Source organism: Streptomyces sp. NPDC127100 (genome assembly GCF_042724095.1).
Lineage (GTDB): Bacteria > Actinomycetota > Actinomycetes > Streptomycetales > Streptomycetaceae > Streptomyces.
Window position 1 is genome coordinate 291,783 of sequence record NZ_JBHXFL010000002.1, and the last position, 19,127, is coordinate 310,909.

The 19,127-nt window shown below is 74.8% G+C and carries 14 protein-coding genes; 5 read left to right on the top strand and 9 right to left on the bottom strand.

Features of this window, described 5'->3' with window-relative positions; translation table 11 throughout:
* Positions 1-269 precede the first annotated feature (269 nt).
* From ACFWJB_RS04165 to ACFWJB_RS04180, 4 genes are all read left to right on the top strand, one after another.
* Positions 270-1,712, top strand: coding sequence for an APC family permease (locus ACFWJB_RS04165; RefSeq protein WP_385465884.1), 1,443 nt, complete (start codon positions 270-272; stop codon positions 1,710-1,712).
* Positions 1,713-1,840: 128 nt separating this feature from the next.
* Positions 1,841-4,489 (top strand): CocE/NonD family hydrolase, encoded by a 2,649-nt coding sequence (locus tag ACFWJB_RS04170; protein ID WP_386920134.1) that lies wholly within the window; start codon positions 1,841-1,843, stop codon positions 4,487-4,489.
* Positions 4,486-5,370 carry an ABC transporter permease gene (locus ACFWJB_RS04175; protein ID WP_386920136.1) on the top strand — a complete coding sequence of 295 codons (885 nt, stop codon included), beginning with the start codon at positions 4,486-4,488 and terminating at the stop codon, positions 5,368-5,370. Before ACFWJB_RS04170 ends, ACFWJB_RS04175 begins: the two co-directional genes overlap by 4 nt.
* Positions 5,371-5,615: 245 nt before the next feature.
* Positions 5,616-6,503: a chaplin family protein gene (locus tag ACFWJB_RS04180; protein ID WP_385465893.1), complete on the top strand. Its 888-nt coding sequence runs from the start codon at positions 5,616-5,618 to the stop codon at positions 6,501-6,503.
* 204 nt (positions 6,504-6,707) lie between these two features.
* On the opposite strand, the gene ACFWJB_RS04185 is transcribed toward ACFWJB_RS04180, so the two are convergent.
* Positions 6,708-7,973, bottom strand: a complete 1,266-nt coding sequence (locus ACFWJB_RS04185; RefSeq protein ID WP_386920271.1) for an NAD(P)-binding domain-containing protein — start codon at positions 7,971-7,973, stop codon at positions 6,708-6,710.
* Between the two features lie 2 nt (positions 7,974-7,975).
* Positions 7,976-9,238, bottom strand: coding sequence for an ATP-grasp domain-containing protein (locus ACFWJB_RS04190; protein ID WP_386920138.1), 1,263 nt, complete (start codon positions 9,236-9,238; stop codon positions 7,976-7,978).
* Positions 9,239-9,405: 167 nt separating this feature from the next.
* Here ACFWJB_RS04190 and ACFWJB_RS04195 point away from each other — a divergent pair, with 167 nt between their 5' ends.
* Positions 9,406-10,719: a glycoside hydrolase family 26 protein gene (locus ACFWJB_RS04195; protein WP_386920140.1), complete on the top strand. Its 1,314-nt coding sequence runs from the start codon at positions 9,406-9,408 to the stop codon at positions 10,717-10,719.
* 77 nt (positions 10,720-10,796) lie between these two features.
* Here ACFWJB_RS04195 and ACFWJB_RS04200 read toward each other — a convergent pair whose 3' ends face one another.
* The 7 genes from ACFWJB_RS04200 to ACFWJB_RS04230 are packed head-to-tail and all read right to left on the bottom strand — an operon-like array spanning position 10,797 to position 19,110.
* Positions 10,797-11,453 (bottom strand): lipopolysaccharide biosynthesis protein, encoded by a 657-nt coding sequence (locus ACFWJB_RS04200; RefSeq protein ID WP_385460103.1) that lies wholly within the window; start codon positions 11,451-11,453, stop codon positions 10,797-10,799.
* Positions 11,450-12,604: a glycosyltransferase gene (locus ACFWJB_RS04205; protein WP_385460101.1), complete on the bottom strand. Its 1,155-nt coding sequence runs from the start codon at positions 12,602-12,604 to the stop codon at positions 11,450-11,452. Before ACFWJB_RS04205 ends, ACFWJB_RS04200 begins: the two co-directional genes overlap by 4 nt.
* 1 nt (position 12,605) lies before the next feature.
* Positions 12,606-13,370, bottom strand: a complete 765-nt coding sequence (locus tag ACFWJB_RS04210; RefSeq protein WP_385460099.1) for a polysaccharide deacetylase family protein — start codon at positions 13,368-13,370, stop codon at positions 12,606-12,608.
* On the bottom strand, positions 13,354-15,051 hold the full coding sequence (locus ACFWJB_RS04215) for a lipid II flippase MurJ (protein WP_385460097.1): 1,698 nt from the start codon (positions 15,049-15,051) through the stop codon (positions 13,354-13,356). The genes ACFWJB_RS04210 and ACFWJB_RS04215 overlap by 17 nt, the downstream gene beginning before the upstream one ends.
* Entirely contained in the window at positions 15,048-16,391 is a 1,344-nt protein-coding gene (locus ACFWJB_RS04220) for an O-antigen ligase family protein (protein WP_385460095.1), read from the bottom strand. The genes ACFWJB_RS04215 and ACFWJB_RS04220 overlap by 4 nt, the downstream gene beginning before the upstream one ends.
* A 5-nt stretch (positions 16,392-16,396) precedes the next feature.
* Positions 16,397-17,824: an exopolysaccharide biosynthesis polyprenyl glycosylphosphotransferase gene (locus ACFWJB_RS04225; protein WP_386920148.1), complete on the bottom strand. Its 1,428-nt coding sequence runs from the start codon at positions 17,822-17,824 to the stop codon at positions 16,397-16,399.
* A complete protein-coding gene (locus tag ACFWJB_RS04230; protein ID WP_385460091.1) occupies positions 17,821-19,110 on the bottom strand; it encodes a glycosyltransferase family 4 protein in 1,290 nt (429 codons plus the stop codon). The genes ACFWJB_RS04225 and ACFWJB_RS04230 overlap by 4 nt, the downstream gene beginning before the upstream one ends.
* Positions 19,111-19,127 lie beyond the last annotated feature (17 nt).

A 19,127-nucleotide genomic window follows, 5' to 3' on the forward strand; every position in this document is an offset into this window, starting at 1 on the left:
CGGATACCGGAAGGCCGCACGTTTTTTCACCGCCCCGGCTACGGTTCCCGCACGCTCAACGGGCCGCAGTGGACGGCCCCTGATGCGCTTTCCCGTTGATCCGTCGACTTCCGGCAACGGATTTCGTAGGTAAACACCCATTGACGTGCTGGTTTTCGTCGGGGTTCTATCGTGCGCCGGGAGCGGACGAGAACCACGTACGACCAAGCCGCCGGAGGCGATAGCGCTCCCGCCCGAAACAGACAGCACGAGTCGATCGGAACCGCTCCATGACCGACACGCTCCGCCCCGCCCAGACCGTCGAAGCAGCGCCACCGGACCGGCCGGACCACCCGGAGGCCCGGACGCTCAAGCGTTCCATCGGGGTGGTCGGCGGCACTCTTCTGACGCTGTCGTGCGTGACCCCCGCCTCCACGCTGTTCGTGGTCGTGCCCGACCTGTTCGGCTCGCTCGGCACCGCCACCGCCCTGACGATCGCCATCGGCTCCCTGCTCTGTATCGCCGTGGCGTTCTGCTACTCCGAGCTGGGCACCCTCATCCCCAGCGCGGGCGGCGAGTACGCCATGGTGTCGACCATGGCCGGGCGGCTGGCCGGCTGGCTGGTCTTCGTGCTGTCCCTGCTCGTCGTCATGATCGTCCCGCCGGTCATCGCCATGGGCACGGCCGACTACCTCGAACCGATCGTGCACCTCGACCCGTCGGTCGCCGGCGCCGGTGTCATGGTGCTCGCCACCCTGGCCGGCCTCCTCGACCTGCGCGCCAACGCCTGGATCACCGGCGTCTTCCTGGTCCTCGAGGTCATCGCCGCGGCCGTCGTCGCGGTGCTGGGCTTCGCCCACGGCGAGCGCGGCCCCGGCAGCCTCGTCTCGATGGAGGTGGCCGGCGCCGACGGCCACGCCGACACCGTGACGGCCATGCTGGTCGTCTCCGGACTCGCCATCGCCCTCTTCATCACGCAGGGCTTCTCCACCGCCGTCTACCTCTCCGAGGAGCTGGAGAACCCGCGTCGCAACGTCGCCCGCACGGTGCTCGCCACCCTCGCCATCTCCACGGTGATCATCCTGGTGCCGGTCACCGCCATCACCTTCGGCGCCTCGGACCTGACCGAACTGACCGGCGGCGACATCGGCTCCATGGTCACCGCCTGGTCCAACTCCGCCGTCGGCACCTTCGTCAGCCTCTGCGTGGCCCTCGCCATCATCAACGCCGGCATCGTGATGGTCATCCAGAACTCGCGCGTGCTGTTCGCCTCCGCCCGCGACAAGGCGTGGCCCGGTCCGGTGAACGGCCTCTTCGCCAGGCTCGGCCGGTTCGGCTCGCCCTGGGTCTCCACCCTCGCGGTCGGCGTACCCGGCGCGGTGCTCTGCTTCGTCAACCTCGACACCCTGTACGGCGTCACCGGCGTCTCCGTCACCGGCATGTACCTGCTGGTCGCGATCGCCGCCCTGCTGTGCCGGCGCGGCTCCCACCGGCACACCCACGCCTGGCGCATGCCCCTGTGGCCCGCCGTGCCCGTCCTGCTGATCGTGGTCCTCGCCTACATCCTGACCCAGCAGGAGACGGGCTACCTGCTGTGGACCGGCGGCATCACCGCCGTCGCCACCCTGTACTGGGTCCTGTACCTGCGCCCGCGCCGCGACACCCGCTGGCTGGTGACGCTGCCGGAGGACGCCCAGGACACCCGGGACGCCCAGGAGCCCGCCCGCGCGTGAGCCGGACCCGCCCCGCCGTCCGTACAGCGTCCGCGGTAGGGCGACGGGGCCCCGTACGCCCGTGGGAGGGGCACCGGTTCAGCCCCCGGAGGGCCCCCGGTGCGGGCGGTGGCCCGTACCGTTGACGCATGGATCTTCGACTGCCCCGCATGCGGGGGCTGCTACGGCGGCCGCGGCGGACGCTCTCCGCCGCGGCCGCCGTCGTCGTGCTCGCCGGTGCGGGGACGTGGGCGGCGGCCGCCTCCGACGACCCGCCCCCGGTGCGGCGCACCGACCGGATCATGTCCGTGGGCGACGGGGTGCGCCTGGACACCTCCTACTTCACCGCCGGCCCCGCCGGCCGCCGGCCCGCCGTCCTGCTCGCGCACGGTTTCGGCGGCAGCAAGGCGGACCTGCGGGAACAGGCGGAGAGCCTCGCCAGGGACGGGTACGCGGTGCTGACCTGGTCGGCACGCGGCTTCGGCAGGTCCACGGGGAGGATCGGGCTGAACGACCCCGACGGTGAGGTCGCCGACGTCTCCCGGCTGATCGACTGGCTGGCCGAGCAGCCACAGGTGCGGCTCGACGGCGCCGGTGACCCGCGCGTGGGCATGGCCGGCGCCTCCTACGGCGGCGCCGTCGCGCTGCTCGCGGCCGGCCACGACGACCGGGTGGACGCCATCGCCCCGGCCGTCACCTACTGGAACCTCGCGGACGCGCTGTTCCCGAACGGCGTCTTCAAGAAGCTGTGGGCGGGCATCTTCGTCAACACCGGCGGCGGCTGCGACCGTTTCGAGGACGCCCTCTGCCGCATGTACCAGCGGGTCGCCGAATCCGGGGTCCCGGACCAGGCGGCCGTGAAGCTGCTCGGCGAACGGAGCCCGCAGGCCGTGGGCGACCGCATCCGGGTCCCCACCCTGCTGACGCAGGGCCAGACCGACTCCCTCTTCCCGCTCGGCCAGGCCGACGCCGCGGCCCGGGCCATCCGCGCGAACGGCGCGCCCGTCGACGTCGACTGGATCGCGGGCGGCCACGACGGCGGCGACATGGAGACCGACCGCGTCCGCGCCCGCGTGCACTCCTGGTTCGACCGCTACCTGAAGGACGACGACGGCGCCGCCACCGGCCCCGCCTTCCGGGTCACCCGCACCGGCGGAGTCGACTCGACCGACGGACGGGCCCAGTTGCGCGGTGCGAGCGCGGACCGGTACCCGGGCCTGGGCGGCGGCCCCGAGTCCGTGCCCCTGGCCGGACGCGAGCAGCGCTTCGCCAACCCGGCCGGCGCGAACCCGCCCGCCGTCTCCGCCCTCCCCGGCATCGGCGGCTCCGGCGGGCTCGCCCAGCTCTCCTCGCTCGGCGTCGGGGTGTCCCTGGACTTCCCCGGCCAGTACGCCGCCTTCCAGTCCGCCCCGCTCTCCGAGGACCTGCGCGTCACCGGCTCCCCGACGGCGACCGTCCGGGTCCGCTCCACCTCCGACGACGCCGTCCTCTTCGCCAAGGTGTACGACGTCGGCCCCGGCGGCGCCCCCGTGCTCCCCGCCCAACTGGTCACCCCGGTCCGCGTCGAGGGCGCGAAGGCCGGCAAGGACGTCACCCTCACCCTCCCGGCGATCGACCACGAGGTCCAGAAGGGCCACCGGCTGCGCCTGGTCATCGCCTCCACCGACCTCGGCTACGCCTCCCCGGCCGCCCCGGCGACGTACACGGTCTCCCTCACCGGCGGTCTCGCGGTGCCGACGGCGCCCGGCGTCACCACGGCCGCCGCCCCGCTGCCCGCCTGGGTGTGGTGGCTGCCGCTCGCCGGCCTCGCCGCCGCCCTGGCCCTGCTGCTCACCGGCCGCCGCCGCACCGCCCCGCCCACCCCGGACCCCGCGCTCGCCGACGTCCCGCTCCGCATCACCGGCCTGACCAAGCGCTACGCCGGTGCCACCGACCGGTACGCGGTACGGGAGCTGTCGTTCCGCGTCGAGAAGGGGCAGGTCCTCGGCCTGCTCGGCCCCAACGGCGCCGGCAAGACGACCACCCTGCGCATGCTGATGGGCCTGATCACGCCGGACGACGGCGAGATCCGCGTCTTCGGCCACGCGATCCGGCCGGGCGCCCCCGTGCTCTCCCGGGTCGGCGCCTTCGTCGAGGGCGCCGGCTTCCTGCCGCACCTGTCCGGCCGGGAGAACCTGGAGCTGTACTGGCGGGCCACCGGCCGCCCGCCCGGGAACGCCCACCTGGACGAGGCCCTGGAGATCGCCGGCCTCGGCGACGCGCTGGCCCGCGCGGTGCGCACCTACTCGCAGGGCATGCGCCAGCGCCTCGCCATCGCCCAGGCCATGCTGGGCCTGCCCGACCTGCTCATCCTCGACGAGCCGACCAACGGCCTCGACCCGCCCCAGATCCGCGAGATGCGCGAGGTGATGATCCGGTACGCGGCGGCCGGGCGCACGGTGATCGTCTCCAGCCACCTGCTCGCCGAGGTCGAGCAGTCCTGCACCCACCTCGTGGTCATGGACCGCGGGCGCCTGGTCCAGGCGGGCCCGGTCGCCGAGATCATCGGCTCCGGCGACACCCTCCTGGTCGGCACCGACGTCCCCGTGGAGGAACCGGTCGTGGAGAAGGTCGCCGCGCTGCCGGGCGTGGCCTCGGTCGTGCACACCGACGACGGCCTCCTGGTCCGCCTCGGCACCGACGGCACGGCGACCCGCCTCGTCGCCGAACTGGTCCGGCTGGAGGTGCCGGTGGCCTCGGTCGGCCCGCACCGCCGGCTGGAGGACGCCTTCCTCACCCTGATCGGAGGTTCCGCATGAGCACGCTCACCGAGCGGACCCGGCAGCCCGCCGGGCCGGCCGAGTCCGCCTACGGCTACCGGCCCGGCCGCACGCTGCCCCTGCGGGTGGAGCTGGTGCGCCAGCTCAGGCGGCGCCGCACCCTGGTCATGGGCGCGATCCTCGCCGTCCTGCCGTTCGTCCTGGTCGTCGCCTTCGCGATCGGCGGCGAGCCGGACGGCCCCGGCGACCGCATCACCCTGATGGACACGGCCACCGCCTCCGGCGCCAACTTCGCCGCGGTCAACCTGTTCGTGTCGGCCGGCTTCCTGCTGGTCGTCCCCGTCGCCCTGTTCTGCGGGGACACCGTGGCCTCGGAGGCGAGCTGGTCCTCCCTGCGCTACCTGCTCGCCGCGCCGGTGCCGCGCGCCCGGCTGCTCGCTTCCAAGCTCGCCGTCGGCCTGGGGCTCAGCCTCGCCGCGATGGTGCTGCTGCCGCTGGTCGCGCTCGCCGTGGGCACGGTCGCCTACGGCTGGGGGCCGCTGGCGATCCCGACGGGCGGCTCGCTCGCCCCGGGGACGGCGGCGTTGCGGCTCGTGGTGGCCGTGGCGTACATCTTCGTGTCCCAACTGGTCACGGCCGGCCTGGCGTTCTGGCTGTCCACCCGGACCGACGCCCCGCTCGGCGCGGTCGGCGGCGCGGTGGGCCTCACCATCGTCGGCAACGTCCTGGACGCCGTGACCGCCCTCGGCCACTGGCGCGACTTCCTGCCCGCCCACTGGCAGTTCGCCTGGGCGGACGTCGTCCAGCCGCACCCCGAGTGGTCCGGCATGATCCAGGGCACCGCGGTCTCCGTGACGTTCGCGCTCGTCCTGTTCGCGCTGGCCTTCCGGGGATTCGCCCGCAAGGACGTGGTGTCCTGAGCGGACACCTGCCGCCCGTCCTTTTCCGGCCCTTTCCGCTCGCTGTGCGGTCCAACCGGGTGAACCTGCGCAACCGATTCCCACGCGCCGGGTTGATGAAGAAGTAGGCATGCGACGCCACGAGAAAGGAACGCGCGGTGCCCGGCAAGGCAATGGGCACCGAGGCCGTCGCCTGCTCCATACCGCGGTACACGGGCCTTTCCCGCAGGAATTCGCGCAGTACTTCAAGCAGGAAGATCACCACATTGCGACAGACCCTGAGCAGGGGAGTGTTCGCGGCGGCCGCCGCCACGGGCATTCTGTCCCTGTCCGGCACCCCGGCACTGGCCGACAGCATCGCGGTGGGAGCCACCGACGACGCTTCCGGTCTGCTGGCCGGTAACAACGTTCAGGCGCCCATCGACGTGCCGGTGAACGTGTGCGGCAACACCATCGGTGTGCTCGCGGCGCTCAACGACACCCACGGCAACACGTGCGACAACGGCTCGCGCAAGGACCGGTCCGGCTCCTCCGCCGGTGCCCGGGCCGAGGGGCGCACCGAGGACGCTTCCGGGATCGCGTCCGGGAACAACATCCAGGCGCCGATCCACGCGCCGGTGAACGTGTGCGGCAACACCGTCAACGTGCTCGCGGCGCTCAACGAGACGTACGGCAACGGGTGCGACAACGGTTCGCACGAGGACCGGTCGTCCCACTCCTCGTACGGCTCCGCCGACGGCGCGCGGGCCGTCGGGCACACCGAGGACTCCTACGGTCTGCTGGCCGGGAACAACATCCAGGCGCCGATCCACGCGCCGGTCAACCTGTGCGGCATCAACGTCAACGCGCTCGCGGCGCTCAACGACACGTACGGCAACGCGTGCGCCGAGACCGTCGACTGGACGCCGCCCGGCTACGGCACCGAGGACGAGACGCCTCCGGCGACCTCCGTCAAGCCGCCGGCCCCCAGCACGGCTCCCCCCGTGCGCGAGGTCGAGACGCCGCCTTCGGTCGGTGTCGAGCAGCCCGGCGAGACGCCGCAGATGGCCGAGACCGGCAGCGAGGGCATGCTGGCGGCCTCCGTCGCCGGTGGCGCGCTGCTCGTGGGCGGGGCGATGCTGTACCGCCGCGGCCGCCTCGCTTCGCGGCGCTAGCCACTGCCGGGTGCCGGACGCGACCCGTCCGGCACCCGCTCCCGTACGCGGCACAACGCCCCCGGACCGAGCCGGGCCACCCCCTCAGGTGGCCGGCCGGTCCGGGGGCGTCGTGATGTGCCGACGCGATCGGGCCGACGGCACCCGGGCGGGCCGCCGCCGGCCCGCCTCGCGGCAGCGGCCCGTGGCCGGGGGCGCCGCCCCTCAGTGACTCACCGGTGACGGCGACGCGCTCCGCCCGGCCACTCCCGGGACGGGGACCGTTCCGTGGAGCGGGGTCGACCTGAGCCGGCGGCGCACCCCCTGGACGAGGGTCTTCGCGGTGAACGTCGCGCCGTGGACGAAGCGCATGGCCGGGCCGAAACCGGACGCCGTCACCAGGCCCGCCATGAACAGGCCCGGGTGCGACGACTCGAACTCCCTGCCGGTCGCCGGAGAACCGTCGGGCAGCACCGCCAGCGTGCCGCCCAGGTCGGCGGCGAGCATCCCCATCCGGTCGCAGCGCGGCTTGAACCCCGTGGCGGCGATGACGTGCTCGGTCTCCAGGGTGCGCACGGTGCCCTCGCGGCTCACCGTGTCCAGCCGTACACCGCCCGGCACCGCGCAGGCCGCGGTGACCTCGTGGCCCGGCATCAGCTCCACCGCGCGCTCCACCCGGTCCCGCACCCACCAGGCGCCCGCCGGCCCCAGTGCCGTGGCCGCGATCCGGGTCCGGGTCGACTCCGGCAGCCGCCGGAAGACGCCGGGGCGCTCGGAGTAGAACCAGTTCCGCCAGCCGGGGCCGAGCCCGCTGTGCGGCGAACGGACCGTCTGCGTCCAGGGGCGCTCCCAGGGCGGCGGCACGTCGTTCCACCGCACCCGCTCCGCCCGCGCCAGCACCCGCACCCGGGTGCCCTGCTCGGCGAGCAGCGCCGCGGTCTCCAGGGCGGCCTGGCCGCCGCCGATCACCGTCACGTCCTTGCCGCGGAACGGGGAGAGGTCGCTGTGGTGGCTGCTGTGCGTCACCAGCGACGGGTGCAGTCCGCGCAGCGCGGGCGGTACCTCGATGAACGGCATCACTCCCACCGCCATGGCCACCGTCCGCGCGTGCAGCATCTCGCCGTCCTCGGTGACCGCGGTGAAGCCGCCGGGGCCGGACGCCACCCGGGCCACCATGCGCTCGTCCACCTCCGGCACCGCGTGACGCGCGAACCACAGGCCGTACGACGCGAACTCCTCCACCGGGATCGGCTGGGCGTGACGCGCCGTCAGGCCCTTCTCCGCGCAGTACGCGTCCAGGCGCCAGCGTCCGTGCGGGTCGGACAGGTTGGACGCCCAGGGCTCCGACTTCAGGAACATGCCGCCGGGCATGTGGTCCCGCCAGGACGCCATGGGACGGCCGAGCACCCGCAGGTTCAGCCCGGCGGCCGCGGCGTGGGACGCGATGGACAGTCCGTACGGACCCGCGCCCACCACCAGAAGGTCGTACATCATCACTTGCTCGCTTTCTCGTTGTCGGTCAGGGGGGCCGGGGCCGCCCTGGGGATCAGGTGTGCCGCCGGTGCCGTCCGGGCCGGCGCCGCCGGGCGCAGCCGCTGACGCAGCCGGCCGGAGACGTGCCGGCCCCACAGGGCCCACATCGCCCATCCGGGGCCGGGGTCGTCCGCGGCGTACCAGGCCAGTTCGCGACCGTCCGGGGCCGGGCGCAGCGCGGTGAGCGGGGCGTAGTTCTCCACCACGAAGGAACGCCCGGCCAGCGGCGCCCCGTCCGGGAGCGGGCGGCCCGTCAGGTCCAGGTGCAGGGCCCGTACGACGTCCAGTCCCGCGCTGTCCGCGAAGAGCCTGAACTGGGCGCCGGGGCGCGGGTTGAAGTCGAGCAGGTGATAGCGGCCCGTCGTGCCGCAGCGGCGGAAGTCGAGGTCGAGGATGCCGCGGTAGCCCAGCTCGCCGGTGAGACGCTCGGCCAGCTCCCGCACCTGCGGGTTGGGGGTCCAGCGCCCCACCGCGGTCAGGCCCGCCCCGCGCGGCCAGGCCAGGTGCTTGGTGCCCGGTCCGCCCGCGCGCAGGGCGCCCGAGCCGTCGGCGTAGCCGTGGAAGAACCAGTCCCGGCCGGGCCCCGGCGGCAGGTAGGCCTGGAGCAGCAGCGGGCTGCCCGCCTCCCCGGTGCGCAGGTACAGCTCCCGTGCCCCCGCCGCGGACCGGACCAGCTGGGTGCTGCGCAGCCCGCTTCCGGCCGGCAGCAGCCAGGGGCGGCTCCACTTCGCCACCACCGGTTCGCCGAGCCGCCGCACGGCGTCGGCGGCCTCCGCCGCGCTGTCCGGGACCAGCGTCACGGGGTGCGGAACGCCGGCGGCGGCGCACACGCCGGCCAGCTCCGCCTTGTCGGCGACGCGTTCGGCCAGCGTGCCCGGCACCGCGGGCAGCAGGTACGAGGGGGCGAGGGCGTCCCGCATCCGGGCCACGGCGATCGCGCTCGCGTCGTCCATCGGGACCAGGACGGCCGGGGCCGTGATCTCGTCGGCCACCCGGCGCAGCACGCCGAGGATGTCGTCCGCGGACGCTCCCGGCAGCGGCGGGGGATGCATCCGCCGTACGTAACGCGACTTCCGTACGGGACTTCCGGCCGAGTCGGCGACGACATGGACCGCCACGCCGGCCCGGCCGAGGGAACGCACGGCACCCAGGGTTCCGTGGTGAAAGGGATTCGGGTCGATCCGCAGAATCACCGCGGGGACGCGGGTGTCGAGCAACGACACGCGATTTCTCCTTCTTTTGATTTCGTTTCACCCGCACGGGCGAGTTCGGCACTCGAAAGCCTCAAGGCAGTGGCGTCCCGGAATGTCCTGTGTCTGAATTCATATGACTGTTCGTCAATAGCGAGAGCAGCGGCAGAGGTCGGACGAGAGCGAAGAAAGGAGCAGGCATGGCTCCACAGCACGAGCGGATCCGCTTCGGCAGGCTGGTCGTGGGCGCGGTGACGGTGGCCGCGTCGGTCGTCCTGGCGTCCGGGCCCGCGGTGGGGGTGGGAGTGGTGCGAGACACCGAGCCACCCGTTCCGTCGCCGGCCCCCGCGGTGTCCGCCGGTCCGCGCCCGGCCGGTCCCGTGCCGTCGGCGACGCCGTCGGCCACGTCCCCGGCCGCCACTCCCTCGGCGTCCGCCCCGGCACCCCGGCCGCAGGCACCGGCCTTCGGCGCCTTCCTCGCCTCCGACGCCCGTGGCGTGGCCCGCATGGCGCAGCTCAGCCGCTGGCTCGGCGGCGCCGAGCTCCGGGTCGGCCACACCTACCTGCCGGGCAACCGCTGGCAGGACATCGAGGGGGACGTCCGCTTCCTCGAACCCTGGGCGCACTGGCGCAACGCGAAGGACGACCGGATGCTCGTCCTGAACGTGCCCCTCCAGGAGCGCAACGAGGAGGGCGTCTCCGACCGGGAGGTCCGGCAGCTCCTGCGACGGGGCGCGGCCGGCGAGTTCGACCACCACTTCCGGACCCTGGCCGAGCGGCTGGTCCGGCTGAAGGTGCCGGACACGGTCCTGGTGCTCGGCTGGGAGATGAACGGCGTCACGTACACCCACCGGTGCGGGCCGGACCCGGCGGCCTGGAAGAAGTACTGGAACAGGATCGTCACCACCATGCGCGCGGTGCCGGGCCAGAAGTTCCGGTTCGACTTCACGCCGAGCCGCGGCCGGGACGCCCTCCCGTGGACCGAGTGCTACCCGGGCGACGACACGGTCGACGTCATCGGCATGGACTCCTACGACCAGCCGTCCGGGATGTCCTTCGACCAGCAGGTGAAGGAGCCGTACGGGCTCCAGGCGCACGTGGACTTCGCCAAGGCCCACGGCAAGCCCATCTCCTTCCCCGAGTGGGGGCTCTTCCGCAACGGCGACAACCCCGAGTACATGCGGCGCATGCTGGCGTGGATCGCCGAGCACAAACCGCTGTACAACACGCTGACCGACTACTGCCCGCACGGCGTGTGGCAGTGCGGGGCCAACCCGGACGCGTCCCGCGTCTACCGTTCCGTCGTCTCCCGGCTCGCCGACGGGACGACGCCCACCGCACCCACTCCCACTCCCACTCCCACCGCACCGACGCCCACCGCGCCCACACCTACCGAGCCCACCGTGCCGCGGCCCCCGGAGGGATGCTCGCCGCTGGACCTGGGCAGCTGGGTGGAGTACTGGCTCGGGGGCAAGCTCTGCCTCCGCTTCGAGTGGTGGTCGCCCGCCGACTAGCGCTCCCGCCGCCCCGTCCCCGGACGGGGCGGCGGACACCCGCTCCCCGGCGACGGGCCCGGCCGGGCCCCCCGCCGTCACCGCTGTCCGTGCACGTCGGCGGCCGTGGCCGGGCCGGGCACCGACGGGACGGGCGCGGCGTCCTCCTCCCGGCGGGTGCGCCTCGGCCGTGCCAGCAGGGCCAGGCCGCCCAGCAGCCCGCCCGCGCTCGCGCCCACCGCGGTGGTCACCGCCGTCGACGCGGACGACGGGCCGCTCGGCCTCACCGCACGGGAGAACTGCACCAGCCGGACCTGGGTGTTGTTCTTGGAGTGGTCCGCGTGCTGCGTCAGCGCGCGGGTGACCGCGTTGGCCATGTCGACGGCGAGACCCGGCCGCGAGGAGGTGGCCGTGACGGCGACCATCGGCGCGTCGGGCGAGGTCGCCGTGCGCACCTGGTCCTGCAGCGTGCGCACCGGTACGCCCGCCCACACCTGCGCGTCCCCCAGCACCGCGAGCTGGGTCGCCACGCGGCCGTACGCCTGCGCGAAACCGCGGGCGGCCTCCGGGGTCGACTTCGCCGTCGGCACGGCGACGACGTAGCTGGTGGCCGTGTAGGTGTCCGGCGTGAAGAGGCCGTAGCCGCCGCCGAGCAGGCCGCCGGCGAGAGCGCCCGCCACGAGCACGGACCAGCGCGGCAGCTTCCTGACACGAACCGCGGACAGGGCGTGCCGGCGGGTCGGAGTGTCGGTCATGAGGAGATTGCTCCGAGGGGTGAGAGGGACGACGGCGAACGGGAGACCGCCGCCGCGTAGACGTCGACGAGGCGGGCCGTGCTGCGGGTGATGCAGTAGCGGTGCGCGACGTCCGGAACCGTGCGGGGCCCGGTGCCCGCCGCGCTCACCTCGGCGATGGCGCGGGCGTACGCGTCGGGGCCGCCGCGCACCCGCCGGGCGCCCGCGGTCGCCGACGGGGGCAGGTCCTCGATCGCCGGGCAGGAGGCGTAGAGCACGGGCAGCCCCGCCGCCAGCGCCTCCACCGCCGCCAGCCCGAAGGCCTCGTCCTCCGACGGCGAAGCGAACAGGTCCATCGCGGAGGTGAGCGACGGCAGGTCGGGACCCGGGGAGCCGTCGGGGACGTAGGGGCGTTCGCCGGTGAACAGGACACGGCCGGACACACCGGCCTCGTGCGCCGTGCGACGCAGCACGTGCTCCTCGGGACCGCCCCCCACCAGCAGCAGCCAGTGGTCCTCCGGCAGCCGGGTGAGCGCGTGGACGAGGACGTCGAACCGCTTGCCCCGGGTGAGCCGGCCGACGCCGCCGACGACGAACGCGTCCTGCGGCAGCCCGAGTCGCCGGCGCGAGCGCGCCCGCCGTTCGGGGTCGAAGCGGAAACGGTCCAGTTCGATGCCGTTCGGGACGACCTCGATGCGGGGCGCCGGAACGCCCCAGTGCCTCAGCCGGTGGGCCACCGCCGAGGAGACGGCGACCGTCGTGGAGCCGAGCCGCTCACTGGCGAGGTACAGCGCGCGGACCCCGGCGGTGAGCCTGCGGCCCTCCATCTGCGAGTCGCCCAGGGAGTGCTCGGTGGCGACGACGGCGCGGACCCCGGCGACGCGCGCGGCGAGCCGGCCGTAGACGCAGGCCCGGTAGAGGTGGGTGTGGACCAGGTCGTAGCCGCCGGCGCGGATCAGCCGGACGAGCCGGGGCAGCGCCGTCAGGTCGCGGTTGCCGGCCATGCCCAGATGGACGACGCGGACCCCGTCGGCGGTGAGGCCCTCGGCGACCGGACCGGGGTTGGTGAGCGTGACGACGTCGCACTCGACGGGCAGATGGCGCAGCAGCAGGCGCAGTTGCTGCTCGGCCCCGCCGACGCCGAGGCCGGTGATGATGTGCAGGGCCCTCATCTCACAGGCCTTCCACGGGGCGCCGCCGCAGCCGGTGCAGCCGGTGCTTGAGGTACAGCCGCCAGGCCGTGTCGTTCTGGCCGACGTGGACGCGGGGCAGGGCGTGCGGACCGGTCAGCGGGCCGGGGTCGATGGCACACGCGTAGGCGTATCCGGCCGCGCGCACGGCCTCGACGGCGCGGGCGTCCACCGTGCCGTACGGGTAGCAGAAGCCGTCGGGCCGGACGCCGGTCAGCTCCGCCAGCCGCTCCCGGCTCTCGACCACCTCGGTCTTCAGGGCCAGGTCGTCCGCGCGGGTGAGGTCGACATGGGTCAGCCCGTGCGAGCCGATCTCCACGCCCTCCGCGGCCGCCTGCCGGATGCCGTCCGCGGTCAGCAGCGGCTTGCGCGGGCCGAGCGGATCCCAGGCGTTGTCGCCGCCGAGCCGTCCGGGCAGCACGAACAGGGTGGCGCCGCAGTTCCACCGGCGCAGCAGCGGCAGGGCGGCGGTGACGAAGTCGGCGTACCCGTCGTCGAAGGTGAGCCCGACCAGGCCCCGCCCCTCGCCGCGGGCGCGGGCGGCGAGCAGGTCGGCCACGGACACGCCCCGCAGCCCCCGGCGGCGCAGCCAGGCCAGCTGCTTGCCGAGTCGCCCGGGAGTGACCGTGATGCGGTACGGATCGTCCGAGCAGTCGCCGACCGAGTGGTACATCGCCACCCAGGGCAGCGGGCCCGGGCGCGGTGCGAGGGGCCCGGCGGTCTGGACGGAATCAACGGAAGCGGCCATGGGTGAGCCTTCGTGTGACGGTGCGTACGGAACGCAGTGCGGATGGGAAACCAAGGGCGCCCGAGGCCCAGGCGAGCGGGACGAAGACGGCGGTCACGGCCAGGCAGCCGGCCGCGAGGCCCGCCGCCGGGGACCCGAACCGGCTCGCGGCGAACGCCCCGGCGACGGTGGCGGCGGCCGCCGCGAGCACGAGCCCGCTCAGCTCGCCCAGGACGTGCCGGACGCGGATCGTGACCCCGTGCGGGCTGCCGCGCCGGCCCGCACGCAGCCCGGCCAGCAGCAGCCCGGCCGTGACGGTGATGCCGAAGGCGTTGGCGGCGGCGATCCCCGCCACCCCCCAGTGGCCCACCGTCGCGGCGCCGATCAGGGATGTCACGCCGATCCCCGCGGCCATCACGCCGACGGGGTACCAGCTGGGCCGGCCCGCCGAGAAGTAGGAGCGGATCAGGGAGCCCACCAGGGTCTGGCCGAGCAGGCCCAGGGCGTACACGCGCATGACGTCCGCCGTCGCGACGGTGTCGCCCGTGGTGAAGGCGCCCCGCTGGAAGAGCAGTCCGATCATCTGCGGGGCGCAGGCGATCACCGCGCACATGCCCATCAGCACCACGCAGGAGGCCAGTACGAGGTCCCGCTGGACCCGGCTGCGGGCGCGTTCGGTGTCGCCGTCCGCGAGGGCCCGCGCCACCACGGGAAAGGTGACCGTGCACACCATCAGCGACAGCGTCATCGGGATCTGGGCCACCTTCTGCGCGTAGTTCAGGTGCGAGATGGCCCCGGCGGGCAGCGAGGAGGCGAGGAAGCGCTCGACGAGGACCTGCGACTGACGGCACAGGGCGAACAGCAGTACGGCGGCGACCAGGGTGAAGCGCATCGGCCGCTCCTCGGCCTCCACCCCCCCGGTCCCGGGCCCGTGCGACGCCGGCGCGCGGGACGTCAGCTGCCGCCACAGCGACGGCAGCTGCACCGCCACCATCAGGCATCCGCCCACCGCGACGCCGGCCGCCGCGGAACGCACGCCCCACCGGCCGCCCAGCAGGAACATCGCGGCGATGATCCCGGTGTTGTAGGCGACGTAGATCGCCGCGGGCGCGAGGAAGCGGCGGTGGGCCCGCAGCGCGGCGCTGCAGTACCCGGCGAGCCCGAAGGCCAGCAGGCTGATCGCCGTCAGCCGGGTGCAGTCGACGGCGAGACCGGGATCGGGCAGGCCGGGCGCCAGGGCCCGGACCAGGAGGGGAGCCGCACCGGCGACCAGTGCCGCCACCGCCGCGAGGGCCAGGCACAGCCTCGGCAGGGTGGCCGCGACCAGGGCCCGGACCGGGTCCCCGGCGGCCCCCCGGGCGCGGCGGGCCAGCGCCAGGCTGAACGCGGGGATCAGCACCAGCGCCAGCCCGTCCTCGATCAGCAGCGTGGCGGCCAGCTCCGGCACGGTCCACGCGACGAGGAAGGCGTCCGTGTCGCTGCCGGCGCCGAACAGCCGGGCCAGCGACTGGTCGCGCACCAGGCCCAGCAGGGAGCCGGCGATGGACAGCGCCGCCGTGACGAGCGCCGCCCGGGCGAGGAACTTCCGGGAGGGCGAGGCCTGTTCGGGGCCGGTCGGTGCCGGGGCGGCCGTACGTGCCGCGGGCACGGGCGCCGCCTCGTCGGTCCCGGGTTCGGGAATCTGGGAGGGCACCACGGTCATCGGGCCACTGCCTCCTCGACGCGGTCCCGCGCCCCGGCGTGCGGCAGGGCGTCCCGCCGCTCGCCGTCGGCCAGCGCCCACCAGGCCGCGAGCCCCAGGGCCATGGCGGTCACCAGGGTCGAGGGGCCGCCGATGTCGCCGTACAGGAAGTCGGTGAGCACCCAGAGCAGCAGGCCGCAGGCGGTCAGCGCGCAGTCGAGCCCCGGCCCGCCGCGGCGGGCGCGCAGCAGCCGGCGCGTCCCGCACACCAGCAGCGCCAGCCAGCTCCCGCCGAGGGTGAGCAGTCCGATCAACCCCTGCTCGCTCAGCACCAGCAGGTACATGTTGTGCGGCGACAGCAGCGCCTGCTTCCGGTACTCCGCGCCGGCGCCCTCGACGTCGCTGCCCGACGACAGGGCCAGCGTGGCGTGCCCGTCGCGGTACTCGGGGAAGTTCTTCAGGCCCACGCCGGTCAGCGGGTGGTCGCGCCACATGCCGGTGGCCGACGACCACAGGGTGTACCGGTCGACGACCGACTGGTCGGGGGCGTCGGTGACCTGGGCGATGCTGTCGATCCGCTCCTGGAGCTGCGCGGTGCCGACGCCGACCCCGCCCACCAGGACGACCCCCGCGGCGGCCAGGGCGGCGGCCACCTTCAGGGTGCGGCGCAGCCCGGCCAGCGCGAGCTGCGCGCCGCACGTCAGGACGGTCGCGATCCAGGCGCCCCGGCTGAAGGACAGCGCGAGCGGCGCGAGCAGCGTGAGCGCGCAGCCCGTGGCGGCCGCGCGCTGCCACGCCGGTGCCCGGCCCAGCGCGATCCCGGTGGCGCACACCAGACCGAGGGACACCACGGACGCCATGCCCATCACGTCCTCGGCCCCGAAGGTGCCGACGGCCCGGATGTCCTCGCCCTGGTAGGAGGCGCCGGTCCGGGTGACGTACTGGTGGACGCCGACGGCGCCCTCGCACAGGGCGAGCCCCACGAACGTCCAGGCCAGCACCAGGAAGTCGCGGCGGTCCCGGAGCAGCAGCAGCACCGCGGCCGGGACCAGTACGAAGACCTGCAGGTAGCGGCCCATGCCGGCCAGCCCGGCCGCGGGCGAGGACGCCCCCAGCGCGGCGAGCGCGATGCCCACGACCGGCAGGCCCAGCACCAGGGCCGCGGCGGGCGGCAACGGGCGCCGGCCGTCCCGCAGCAGACGGATCACGCAGTACCCCACCACCAGGCCGGAGGCCAGGTCGGCGGGTCCCGCGCCGTGCCCGGCCGGCGGCAGCGCCAGCAGGGCGAGCACCGCCACCAGGGGCAGGACCGGCGCGAGCGCGGCGGCCTTGCGCGGGAGCGGTGCGAGAGCGTGGCTCACGTCGGTCAGCTCCCCGTCGGGCGGACCAGCGTGGCCGCGGTGCGCAGCAGGATGCAGACGTCCTGCCACAGCGACCAGTCGTCGATGTAGGCGTTGTCGAACCGGCAGCGGTCCTCGATCGAGGTGTCACCGCGCAGCCCGTGGATCTGGGCGAGGCCGGTGATGCCGGTCCGCATCCGGTGGCGGGCCGCGTAACCGGGGTGCGCCCCGCTGAACTGCGCCACGAAGTAGGCACGTTCGGGACGCGGCCCGACGAGGCTCATGTCGCCGCGCAGCACGTTCCACAGCTGGAGCAGCTCGTCGAGCGACGTGCGCCGCAGCATGCGGCAGAACCGGCTCATCTCGTTCTCGTTGGCCACGCTCCACCGCGTCGCCGACTCGTGCTCGTCGACCGGGCGGTGGGTGCGGAACTTCAGCAGCGTGAACGGCTTCCCGTCCCTGCCGATCCGCTCCTGCCGGAATACCACGCCCGGACCGGCGCTGAGGCGCAGCATCGCCGCGCACGCCAGCAGCAGCGGGCTGACCAGCAGCAGCAGCGTGCCCGACACGAGGATGTCGAGCAGCCGCTTGCCCGCGCCGTCGCGGCGCACGGGGGAGAGGTCCAGACGCCGGCAGGCGAACCCGGCCAGCCGTTCCTTCGCGGCGTACGAGGGGGAGCCGGCGTCCAGCTCCCAGACGACGCAGCCCGACTCGGCCAGCGTGCGCAGCAGCGGCGCCTGTTCGGCGCGGACGGAGGGGTGGACGGTCAGCACCGCGCGCACCCCGTTCTGGATGACCGCCCGTTCGACCTCCTCGCCGGTCCGCAGCACCGGGATGCCCTCGGCGCCCTCCGCGTGGTCGGCGACCACGCCCACGGGCCGCACGCCGCACCGCGGGTGGCGCAGCACGGCGGCGGCCACGCGCTGGGCGGTGGCCGGCGGGCCCACGACGAGCGCGGCGTGCGGATGGCGCAGCAGCGCGGCGCGCCGCCGTCCGTGCACGGCCGCGCGCAGCGCACAGCACGCCCCCGCCTGGAGGACGACGCCCGTCAGCACGGTGCCGGCGGACAGCGCGTGCTCCGGCCGGTACGCCGCCCAGAGCGCCGCGGGCGCCAGCCAGGCGACGGCGGTGCGGCCGCACACGGCGGGCAGTTCCTCCAGCACGGCCGGCACCGGCGGCCGGGCGTCGCGGACGCGCAGCAGCAGGGAGGTGACGACCAGCAGGGTGATCAGCAGCGGCTGGCGCTGGGTGCCGGTGAGCGCCAGCGTGCCCAGCACGGCCGCGCCGGCGTCCACGAGGAACAGCGGTACCGGCGAGGCGCCGGGCGCCGGCCGCCGCGGGACGGGGGGCCGCACACCGGTCGCGGTGCCGAGCGGCGGCATGACGGAGACGGAGGGGAAGCCGTGGTCCCGCGCAGTGGCGCCGGGGGAGGACACGGTACGTTCGGCAGTCACGAGTGGATGGACTCCCTGTGCTCGGTGGACTCGACGTCCTGTGGTGTCGGGTCCGCCTCGGAGCCCCGGCCCGTGCCGAGCGGTCGGCCCCGCTCGGCGCCGTGGGTCGTGGCGCGTTCGATCGCCGCGAACGGGCGCGCACTGTGTGAGGCGGGCCATGGACCGAGGAGGTCGCGGTAGACGTCCGCGACCGCCGCGGTGGTGTGTCGTACGTCGTGCAGGGACAGCACGTGCCGGCGGCCCTGTTCGCCGAGGGACGCGCGCAGCGGCGCGTCGAGCAGCAGCCCGGTGATGCCCGCGGCCAGCGCCGCGGGGTCCTCGGGCGGGACCACGCACCGGGCGGCGAGGGCGGGCGGCAGGCTCTCCCGGGCGCCGTCGACGTCCGTGATCAGCACCGGAACGCCGCAGGCCATCGCCTCCAGCGGGGCCAGCGCCATGCCCTCCCAGCGGGACGGCAGGACGGCGAGATCGGCGGCCTGGTACCAGACGGAGGTGTCGGCGACGGCGCCCGCGAACAGCACGGACTCGGGGGCGTCCCGGCGCAGCCGGTCGCGGTCCGGTCCGTCGCCGACCAGGACGAGCCGGGCGTCGGGCACCGTGCGCACGACGCCTTCCCACGCCCGCAGCAGGACGTCCTGTCCCTTCTGCGGGCACAGCCGTCCCACGCAGACCGCGAGGGGTGCCGCCGGGTGGACGCCGGCCAGCGGGGCGAGCCCGGCCCGCACGGTGCCGGCCGGGGCAGGGCGGTAACGCTCGGGATCGATGCCGTTGGGGACGACCGTCCACCTGCCGCTGATGCCGGCCCGGACGCCGGTCGCGCGTTCGGCCTCGCTCACGCACAGCATGCGCGTGGCCCAGCGCGCCCCCCACCGCTCCCACCGGAGGGCGAGGGCCGCGGTGCTCCCGCCGACCGCCTCGAACGACCAGGCGTGCGGCTGGAAGACCGTCGGGATCCGCCCGCGCACCGCGAGCCGCCCGGCGAGCCCGGCCTTCGCGCTGTGCGCGTGCACCAGGTCGGGGCGTACGTCGTCGATCAGCCGGGCGAGGCGCCGTACCTCCCGCAGCAGCGAGGGGCCCGGTGACCGCGTCGCCTGCCAGTGCCGGACGTGCGCGCCGACCGCCCGGAGCCGGGTGGTGAGCGGGCTGTCGGGGCACGCCGCGGTGACCTCGAGGCCGTCCGCCAGCTGTGCCCGGACCAGGTCCGTCACGACGCGCGCCACGCCGCCGTCCACCGGCTGGGTGAGGTGCAGGACCCGTGGCGGACGGCAGCGCGGTGACGGGGCCACGGACACGGTTTCCTCAC